At 47.7% G+C, this 9,875-nt stretch carries 10 protein-coding genes; 5 read left to right on the forward strand and 5 right to left on the reverse strand.

Annotated elements, in window-relative coordinates:
- From IJ369_RS02685 to IJ369_RS02695, 3 genes are all read right to left on the reverse strand, one after another.
- On the reverse strand, nt 1-2,103 hold a 2,103-nt coding region (locus IJ369_RS02685; RefSeq protein WP_290715683.1), incomplete at its 3' end, for an efflux RND transporter permease subunit.
- 4 nt (nt 2,104-2,107) lie between these two features.
- Entirely contained in the window at nt 2,108-3,223 is a 1,116-nt protein-coding gene (locus IJ369_RS02690) for an efflux RND transporter periplasmic adaptor subunit (RefSeq protein ID WP_290715685.1), read from the reverse strand.
- Nucleotides 3,220-3,699: a MarR family winged helix-turn-helix transcriptional regulator gene (locus IJ369_RS02695; RefSeq protein WP_290715687.1), complete on the reverse strand. Its 480-nt coding sequence runs from the start codon at nt 3,697-3,699 to the stop codon at nt 3,220-3,222. Before IJ369_RS02695 ends, IJ369_RS02690 begins: the two co-directional genes overlap by 4 nt.
- A 216-nt stretch (nt 3,700-3,915) precedes the next feature.
- Here IJ369_RS02695 and IJ369_RS02700 point away from each other — a divergent pair, with 216 nt between their 5' ends.
- A complete protein-coding gene (locus IJ369_RS02700; protein ID WP_290715689.1) occupies nt 3,916-4,803 on the forward strand; it encodes a DegV family protein in 888 nt (295 codons plus the stop codon).
- A 157-nt stretch (nt 4,804-4,960) separates the two neighbouring features.
- Here IJ369_RS02700 and IJ369_RS02705 read toward each other — a convergent pair whose 3' ends face one another.
- Nucleotides 4,961-6,103 carry a M20 metallopeptidase family protein gene (locus IJ369_RS02705; RefSeq protein ID WP_290715691.1) on the reverse strand — a complete coding sequence of 381 codons (1,143 nt, stop codon included), beginning with the start codon at nt 6,101-6,103 and terminating at the stop codon, nt 4,961-4,963.
- 135 nt (nt 6,104-6,238) lie between these two features.
- Here IJ369_RS02705 and dapD point away from each other — a divergent pair, with 135 nt between their 5' ends.
- The 3 genes from dapD to IJ369_RS02720 all read left to right on the forward strand — a co-directional run bounded on the left by dapD (nt 6,239) and on the right by IJ369_RS02720 (nt 8,398).
- Nucleotides 6,239-6,952 carry a 2,3,4,5-tetrahydropyridine-2,6-dicarboxylate N-acetyltransferase gene (gene dapD / locus IJ369_RS02710; RefSeq protein WP_290715693.1) on the forward strand — a complete coding sequence of 238 codons (714 nt, stop codon included), beginning with the start codon at nt 6,239-6,241 and terminating at the stop codon, nt 6,950-6,952.
- A 222-nt stretch (nt 6,953-7,174) separates the two neighbouring features.
- Nucleotides 7,175-7,888 (forward strand): hypothetical protein, encoded by a 714-nt coding sequence (locus IJ369_RS02715; protein ID WP_290715695.1) that lies wholly within the window; start codon nt 7,175-7,177, stop codon nt 7,886-7,888.
- 87 nt (nt 7,889-7,975) lie between these two features.
- The gene (locus tag IJ369_RS02720) at nt 7,976-8,398 is read left to right on the forward strand and encodes an immunoglobulin-like domain-containing protein (protein WP_290715696.1); all 423 of its coding nucleotides are present in this window, start codon (nt 7,976-7,978) and stop codon (nt 8,396-8,398) included.
- 65 nt (nt 8,399-8,463) lie between these two features.
- Here the strand turns inward: IJ369_RS02720 and IJ369_RS02725 are convergent, their stop codons facing one another.
- Nucleotides 8,464-9,393, reverse strand: a complete 930-nt coding sequence (locus IJ369_RS02725; protein ID WP_290715698.1) for a carbohydrate kinase family protein — start codon at nt 9,391-9,393, stop codon at nt 8,464-8,466.
- Nucleotides 9,394-9,579: 186 nt separating this feature from the next.
- Here IJ369_RS02725 and IJ369_RS02730 point away from each other — a divergent pair.
- Nucleotides 9,580-9,875 (forward strand): SIMPL domain-containing protein (locus IJ369_RS02730; RefSeq protein WP_290715700.1); only part of this gene is annotated, 296 nt, incomplete at its 3' end.

Consider the following 9,875-nt stretch of genomic DNA (forward strand, 5'->3'; position numbering starts at 1 on the left):
GCCTTCAACATTAGACAGGCCGGGTGTATTTTCCAACAGTGCAATGACATCTCTTTCTGCTTCGATCAGTGTTTTGTTATCGTAACCATAGATATTCATGGTTACGTCACCGCCGCCCATCATGGAGCCCATGGCGGAAGAAGAGGATGCTACTGTGATTTCCGCACCGGGAATATCCGCCAGCAGGCCTTCGATCTCTTCACAGACTTCATCTGTAGAACGGTCTCTTTCGTCCTTATCCACCAGGTTGATGGTTACAGAAGCGGAGTTTGTGCCGGCACTCATCTGGCTGGTACCAACGGACGCATAGAGCATATCTACTTCGGGGATATCCTGCAGACGATACAGTACTTCCAGTGCTGTTTCTTCTGTCGTATCCAGTTCTGTACCGTTAGGCAGTTCTACTGTTACAGAAGCAGAGCCCTGGTCCATGTTTGCCATAAAGTCAACACCGGCGATGGGAACAGTAACCAGAGACAGAAGGAATACAACTACTACTGTGATCACAGTTTTCTTTCTGTGACCCAGCGCCCATTTCAGTGCCAGTTCATATTTTCTGGACAGCATATCAATGGCTGCATCCCAGTGATCCAGGAATGCCAGGAATTTGATATTTTTCCAGTGGATCGTTTTTGTTTCTCTCTTTAACAGCAGCGCACATGCCATAGGCACGAAAGTCAGCGCAACTACTACGGATGCCACCAGCGCATACACGATGGTGAAGGACAGGTTTTTCATCATGGCACCTGTCGTACCGCCCTGCAGTGCCAGGGGGATAAATACGGCTACGGTTGTCAGTGTGGAGGCTGTGATGGCCATGGATACTTCACGGGCACCGATCTCTGCAGATTCCGCAGGGGTATAGCCTCTTTCATAATACTGATAGATACTATCCAGAACTACTACGGAGTTATCTACCAGCATACCGATACCAATGGCGACACCACCCATGGAGATCATGTTCATATTGATACCGGTCACATACATCAGACCAAAGGTAGCCATGATGGATGTAGGGATGGAAACAGCGATGATACCCGCTGTTACCGCATTTTTCAGGAACAGGAACAGCACGAAGAAAGCGATGATCGCTGCCAGGAAGGCTGTTTCTGTGATATTTGCCAGGGACATTTCGATATATTCCGCTGTGTCTGTCAGCATATGGATTTCCAGTTCAGGATAATCTTCCTGCAGTTCCTCGATCTCTGCTTTCAAGGCATCGGAAACCTTAACCAGGTTGGCTGTGGACTGTTTGTCAACGGAGATCATGATACCCTTATCCCCATTGATGTAGGAGAAACCTGTTCTGTCCGCTTCCACTTCTTCTACGCGGGCAACGTCGCTCAGGTGAACAACGGCACCTGTGGATGTGGGGATAGGCAGATTCTGGATATCCTGCAGGGATGTGAATTCACCGACAGTACGGATGGATACGGATGTATCACCCTGAGACAGGGAACCGGAAGGCAGGTTCATATTTTCAGCTGTCAGCATACCGGAAATGGTGGATGTGGTCAGGCCATAACCCGCCAGTTTTGCAGGATCGATCGTTACACGTACTTCACGTTCGATACCACCGGACAGATCAACGGAGGCTACACCTTCGATACGTTCCAGACGGTTCACAACGTTATCTTCCAGCATTTCGTGGAGGGAGTTCAGATCCAGGTTTTCCGCTCTGACACCCAGCATGATAGGCATGGCATTGATATCCATTTTTACTACCATAGGCTCATTGGCACCATCGGGCAGGGTGGACTCGATCTGGTCCAGTTTATCTCGCATATCCACGGCAGCCATATCGATATCAGTACCGTCTACAAACTGCAGCAGTACCATAGACATATTGGCTGCGGAATAGGAAGTGATGGTATCTACATTGGCAATAGAACCCATACCTTCTTCCAGAGGTTTGGATACCAGGTTTTCAATTTCTTCGGGGGACGCACCTACATAAGTTGTGGCTACAACGGCGATAGGCAGGTCCATATCAGGCATCATGGCCTGGTCCAGGTTGGTGTAAGACAGAATACCTGCGATAAACACCATCAGGGTCACCATGATGGTGGTTACTGGTTTTCGGATACAAAGTTTGGAGAACATTTACTTATTCCCCCTTTTCTTCTTTTTTTGTTTCAGATTTTTCTGTTTCTGCAGGGTCGGCATTGGAAATATTTACTTCTTCGCCGTCAGAAATATATGTCTGGCCCTTTGTTACAACATCGTCGCCGTTTTTCAGACCTTTTGTGATTTCAATTGTATCAGCTGCTTCGATACCCAGTTCAACGATAACTTTCTTTGCTACGCCGTTTTCAACCACGTAAACGTATGTTTCGCCTTCTTTTTCAATGACAGCGTTGCGAGGCAGAACGATGGTATCATCAGAGCTTTCCATTGTGAAGTTTACTTCCGCCAGCATGCCGGATTTGATCTTGCCATCTTTGTTATCCATTTCAACCTTAACGGTATACATACCTGTCTGGCCTGCAGCAGGAGCAATTGTCGCTACTGTGCCTTCCAGAGGTTCTTCGGAAACGGCTGTCATCAGAACGGAAACTTTATCGCCAACTTTGATGGTATTCAGCACCTGTTCGGAAACGCTAACTTCTACTTTGATCGTGGACAGATCCATAACTGTATAAGCAGGAGCCGCCTGAGATGCAAAGCCGCCGCGTTCTACGCCTCTTGTGGCGATCACGCCAGTCATGGGGGAAGTTACAGAGCAGTCACTGATGGATTTTTTCAGGGTATCCATCTGCACCTGTACAGAAACCAGCTGTGCTTCCGCTGCATCGTAAGCATATTTGATCTGATCATATTCAGATTTGGAAATGATGCCTTCATCATAGAGCAGCTTATTGTTTTCATATGTATTTTTCGCATTATCTCTTGCCAGTTTTGCTACATTGTAACCAGCTTCTGCGGAACGCAGGCTATTCTGCAGGTCGATCGTATCTACTGTAAACAGGACTGCACCCTGGCTTACCTTATCGCCTACTTCATAATTAAAATCTGTTACCTTGCCGGGTACTGTGGGTACGACGGATACTTCTTTGGAAGGCGCTGCTTTGCCTGTATAAGCAAATTCGCTGGAGATTTCAGATTTGCCCACTGTCGTGATCTCAACAGAGCGCAGGTTCTTTTCTTCCACTACTTCCTCTTTGCCGCAGGCTGTACCCAGTGCCATGCACAGAGCCAGTGCGATCAATACATGCTTCTTCATTCTTTCCATCCTCCTGTATTGAATAATTCCATCAATTCCTTTACTTTTGTGTGAATCAGAGCGCGTCTTTCGTCATCCATCCGGTCAAAAACACCAGCTGCGCTTTCTATCAGCAATTCCATGATCTCCATGACCGCCGCATCGCCCTTTGGCGTCAAAGAAACATAGACCTTCCTGCCGTCATCATCGCCTTTGGCTGCTTTTTTCTGCACAAAGCCAGCCATCTGCAGCTTGGAAAGCATCAGAGAAAGGCTTCCCTTGCTGATATGCAGTTCCGATGAAAGAGCTGATACCGTATCCAGTTCCGGATTTCCTCGCAAAAAAGCCAGGATCTCCACCTGATGATGGGTCAATCCCAATTCTTCCACTCGTTTTGCGACTTTTTCCTTTGATGAATATTCTTTGTTCCAGCGGGCAATATTCGTTCCCAATCGCATCATATCGGCAACGATTGCCTTGCCTGTCGCAGCTTCCATTCCGGCACTCCTTTCTTCCAAAAATAAAGAAAATTTCCTTATCATAACATAATACGAATTGATTTTAATATAAAACCAATTACAAGTCAATTATTTTTACATTAAAACTAATTTTTCTCTGGTAAATTGGAAAAGATTATGCTAAGATGTGTTACAATGCATGTGATTTTGTAACACAGGCAGAAAATTTCATATAGTACTGGAGGATTGATTTTTATGGATTTTCATGTCATTAGTGACAGTTCCTGCGATATTTCCCTGGAACAGGAAAAAGCCTACGAGATCGGCATCGTTCCTTATTACGTTTCCTTCGATGGAGAAACTTATAAAAAAGACCGTATAGAGATCACCGCTGAGGAATTCCACAAAGAAATGCAGGAAAACCCCGGCGTCTATCCCAAAACTTCCATGCCTACCCAGGTGGATATTTATGAAGCCCTTCTGCCCTACGCAAAGGCAGGGGAAAATGTTATATATTTCAACCTGACTTCCAAATTCAGCAGCTCCTTCCAGAGCGCGAATCTGGCGGCGGAAGCATTGACGGAAGAATACCCCGCCTGCAAAATTACCGTTGTTGACAGTATGTCTGCCACCGTACAACAGGGCCTTCTGGTGACAGAGGCGGCAAAAATGGCAAAGGCAGGCATGTCCTATGAAGAAGCACTTTCCCGCATCGAAGAAGTGAAAAAAACATCCCGCATCTTCTTTACCACCGCAGACCTTTCCTATCTGCAGAAAGGCGGCCGCGTGGGCAAAGCCATGATCCAGGCGGCGACCATGCTGAAGATCAAACCCATCATACAGCTCTACGAAGGGGAGCTGCAGGCGGCAGGCATCGTCCGCAGCAGAAAAAAATCCCTGCAGAAATTCCTGGAGGATGCAAAAAAATTTCTGGCAGATAAAAATATCAACGATTATCGCATCTGCACAGGCCTTGGCTATGATAAGGAAGAACATGCTGCTTTCCACGCGCAGGTAGTAGAAGAGATGAAGGCTCTGGGTTTTGAAGGGGAAATAGAAAGCTATCAGATCGGCTGTACCATCGGCGTACACACAGGCCCCAGCGCCATCGGCATCGCTGTCATCAAAAAATACGATGCATAACTTACAATAAAAATGAAATAACACACCTTTTTGCAAAAATGCCCCGGCAGATTGCGGAAAGGTGTTTTTGATTTTTGTGCAGTTTTCAAAACCATTACAAAAAAGAAAAGATACCCTTATTCAGAGTATCTTTTTCTATTTTATATCTTTTTCTATTTTATATCTTTTCCAATAACTTGGCGTAGGTCTCCGCCCCTGCGGCAAGGATGGCTTCATCGAAATCAAATTCTGCGCTGTGCAGGGAGCCGGTAAAGCCCTTTTCTGCATTGCCGCTGCCCAGAAAGAAAAACATACCGGGGATCTGGGTCTGATAAAGGGAGAAATCCTCCGCCAGCATATAGGGAGGGGTCTCTTCATAAGCCTCGCCGCAGACTTCCTCCAATGCCTTCACCAGTTCCGGGGCATTATCCACCACACGGTACATATGCCGGAAGACCGCTTCTCCTTCGCAGCCATAGCCTGCCGCTACCCCCTGCACCACTTCATGGACGCGTTTTTCCATGGTCTCATAGGCTTCGTCGCTGAAGGCCCGCATGGTGCCTTCCAGTTTTACTTCTTTGGCAATGATATTGCAGGCTTCGCCCCCGTGGATGGAGCCAAAGGTCAGCACGCCGCTGTCCAGAGGGGAAACATTGCGGCTGAGTATGGTATGGATGGCAGTGATGACTGCCCCCGCCGCCAGTACGGCATCCTTCCCCAACTGAGGCTGAGCGCCGTGGGCGCTGGTGCCGCGGATATGGAGATCGACCTCTCCGTTTCGTGCCATCATGGCGCCTTTCCGACAGGCGATCTTCCCCTGTTCCACCTGGGGGAAGATATGACAGCCGATGATCTTCCTGATATCATATTTTTTCAAAAGACCCGCTTCAATGAGGAGCTTTGCCCCGCCGGGGCCTTCCTCTGCAGGCTGAAAGATCAGGACGACTCTGCGGTCGGCATAGGCTGCGGGATGGTCGCAGAGATATTTGGCAAAGCCCAGCAAAACGGCGGCATGGCCATCGTGGCCGCAGGCATGCATCCAGCCTTCGTGTCGGGAAGCATATTCCTTGGGGGCCTCCTGCACAGGCAGCCCATCGATATCCGCCCGGAAGGCTATGGTCTCTTTTGCGCCCCCTTCGCCGAACACCGCCACCACGGCAGTCTCCAGCCAGGTCTCGATATAAGGCGCACCAAATGCCTGCAGCTTTTCCTGAATATAGGCAGATGTTTTATATTCTTTCAGCCCAGCCTCGGGGATTTTGTGCAAATCTCTTCTGATCGTTTTCAGTGTTTCTTTTATATTTTCAAAATATGTATTCAAAATAGCATCACCATTCTTTCTGTTTAGATTTTTTCACGATTTTTCCCCTTTGTCAATGAAAATCTTTGAAATTCTACGGGATTAGTATATAATAGATGTGATTTGTTTTTTCTATGAAAAAAGGAGGGAAAACCTATGGATTATGATATGACCAACCCCTATGAAATTGCAAGATATATCAAGGATGCCAAAAAGGCCACCCCTGTGAAAGTATACGTGAAAGGCGACCTTTCTGCGGCGCAGGTGCCCGCTGAAGTGAAGCGCTTCGGCACAGGCGATTTCTGGTTCCTGGCAGGCGACCATGACCTGGTGCAGGCTGTTCTGGAAGCAAATGCTGACAAAGTACAGGATACTTTCATGGAAAATGACACCAGAAATTCTGCCATCCCCACATTAGACATCACGAACGTTGAAGCCCGCATTGAACCCGGCTGCACCATCCGTGACCATGTTTCCATCGGCAAAAACGCTGTTATCATGATGGGCGCTGTCATCAATATTGGCGCAGAGATCGGCGAAGGCAGCATGATCGATATGAATGCCGTTCTGGGCGCAAGGGCCACCGTCGGCAAAAATGCCCATATCGGGGCAGGTGCTGTGCTGGCTGGCGTGCTGGAGCCCCCCTCTGCTACGCCCGTTATCGTGGAAGATGGCGTTTTGATCGGCGCCAATGCTGTTGTGCTGGAGGGTGTCCGCGTTGGGAAGGATGCCGTTGTGGCTGCCGGCTCTGTGGTGACAGAGGATGTGCCCGCAGGGGCTGTCGTTGCCGGTTCTCCCGCAAAGATCGTGAAAATGAAGGATGAAAAAACAAAAGATAAAACGCAGCTCCTGGATGACCTGAGAAAATAAAGCACAGAAAAATACAAAAGACTATCTATTAAGCGGAGCCTGCTTAATAGGCAGTCTTTTTCTTTTATCAAAAATCCGTTCCCCGCCCCTTCTAAAATGTTTTCATTTTGCAAAATCGTAACATAGTTGTAAAGACACAAATAGTGACATTTTTAGTGAGATAGTGTAAAATGAGACAAGAATCACCAAAAACTGGGAGTAGAAGAAAGGGTGAACACGGGCATGGAAAAATATGATGCTGCGTTTTCCGATATGGAAAATCGTTTGATCTATGAAGCAAGAACGATCCCGCCCCGCATGGAAGAGATCGAAGCTCTTCTGCAGGCTGGTGCGGATTTGAATAAAACCGGCGCAGAGCGAAACGTATTCCTTACCATTCTGGAATATTACGGCGAATATGTGGATGAAAACGGCGATGTAAGGGAAACAGGGAAATATCTGCCCGCCCTGCTGGAGCTGTTCTTCCGCTATGGGCTGGATATAAAGGTAAAAAATGAGGATGAAATGAGTGCGGCATGGTGCTTCGTCTGGCCCACAGCCACAGATGAAGGCATGCTGCAGGCAGCAGAGCTGCTTTTGCAGAAAGGCGCAAAGGCCAACGCCCGCTACCAGAACGAAACGCCCATGGATTATCTGGAAGAATCCCTGAAGCAGGCCAAGGAAAGCGGCAGCTGGACAGAGATAGACCGTTTCCGGGAAAAATATCGCAGCCTGCTCATCCGTTACGGCGGCGTGCCCCGCTACAGAGGCTATGCCGGCTGGGTCGCTCCCGATGTAGAGGAAAAGGAACGCCCCCTGCTTTGGGGCGATAAATCCCGCAGAGCCAAGCTGAACCGCAATTTCCGCTATCGTTACAACGAGGCAGAGGACAATTTTGATCTGATTGATACAAAAACAGAACGACTGATTGGAAAATTTTACCACATTGGGACATAAGAAGCCATTTCTTTCCTTGTACGAAGAATAAAACTATGATATAATTAAACCTAATCCGTACACGGGAAAAAGAAGGGATGATCCAATATGAGAAAAAAAATTTTTGCACTGCTGGCAATTCTGACACTGGCGCTGACCGGCTGCGGCGGCGATAATTATGCCACTGTATTCACTGAAGTAAACACAGTGGAAGGTGTAACACTGACATTGGTAGAAGACACACTGAAATCTTCCAGAGCTACTTTTATTCTGACAAATGATTCTGAAGAAGATGTTCAGTTCGATCCCGTAGAATTCCATCTGGAAGAAAAGAAAAATGATGTTTGGCAGGAAAACATCGGCACAAGAGTATCTGAATGGAAACGTGACAAAACAGAAACCATCCCTGCAGGCACTTCTATCGAAAGAGAAGTTGACTGGAAAGGTCTGTGCGGTACGATCGGCAGCGGCGAACACCGTGTGATCCTGATCGTAAATGACCAGCCTGTTGCCTGTGAATTCTCTAAATAATTTTCAAAGAAAATACCGACAAAAAATTAGGACTATGGAAAAAATCCATAGTCCTTCTTTATTGCTTATTTGATTTGATTTCGCAACTTTTCAGGCATGGAAACGAGGGCTTTTTCGAAATCAGCATCCTCCAGCAGGCCGCCTTCGTTGCTTACCACGGCAGAGGAAACATGATTCGCCGCCCAGATGGCATCGGCAAAGGAAAGGCCAAAGCGTCTGCCAGAGATGACCGCCCCCATATGGGAATCCCCTGCGCCGATGGTATCCTTCACCTTTGCAGGAACGGGTTCGGCATAATGGTCTGCCCCGTCGTAGCAATAGGAACCCTTTTCCCCCAGAGTGACGATGACCGCATTGCCCGTCTTTGCATAAATGGCACGAGCCGCTTCTTCCACCGTCTTTTCCCCTGTAAAGGCAAGGCTTTCCCCTTCATTCATATGCAGGATGGGATGGAGGGCAAACATAGCCTCCATGCGGTCGGGCTGTATCTCCATGATGCGGGCGCCGGGGGCAAAATACACCGTATATTCCGGATGCTTCCGCAGATATTCGATGATATTCCAGCCGGTATACTCCTCCACCTCCAGACCGCAGACATACACACTGTCGATGGAAGCAGTATCGATTTTTTCCAGATATTCTTCATAGAAGGTATATTCGATACCATGGTCTACGATGAAGCTGCGCTCGCCGCCTTTGCCCGTTTCCACCATACAATAGCAGCAGCCATTTTCCTCAGGGCGGGTCACATAGATAGGTACGCCCTTTTCTTCCAATTTTTTATGGACAAAATCCCCGTAAATGCCCGTGCCTACGGCTGTACAAAGGCTATAGGGCGCGCCGAAATGGCGCAGTACATCGGAAACGATGTAGGCGCAGCCTCCCAGAGAACGGGTCTGGGTGCTGATATGGACATCTTCCCCTGTTTTGGGAAGATGGGGGATATTTACGATCACATCGACCACCGCAGAGCCGATGACTAAAGTCTGTTTCATATAAAATCACTCCATAGAAAATTTCTGAACTTTTCGTCTCATTCTTTCTTTAGTATAATGGAAATAAATCAGAAAGAAAATCAATTTTTTTAAAAATATTGGGAACTGTTTCCATCCTGCTGCGTCAAACGAAGCAAAGACAAATGTGCACCGCAGTCGTATGGTTTTTGAAAGGAGAGATTGGGTATGAAAAAATGGAAAAAAGCATTGGCTGTTCTGACAGCAACGATGGCATTATCAATGGGCGCTGCCTGCATGGCCTATGCTGCTGAAGGCGAAATCAACGTAAACGGCACAGGCATCGTACAGGCAGAACCCGATACAGCCACCATCAACCTGAACGTAGAAACCACAGGCAAGACCTCTCAGGCGGCACAGAAAGAAAACAATAAAATTCTGCAGGCTGTGACAAAAGCCATGCAGGATATAGGCGTAGCGAAGGAAAATATCGTGACGACCTATACTTCCGTATATCCCCAGTA

Source organism: Anaerotignum sp. (genome assembly GCF_017483025.1).
Lineage (GTDB): Bacteria > Bacillota > Clostridia > Lachnospirales > Anaerotignaceae > Anaerotignum_A.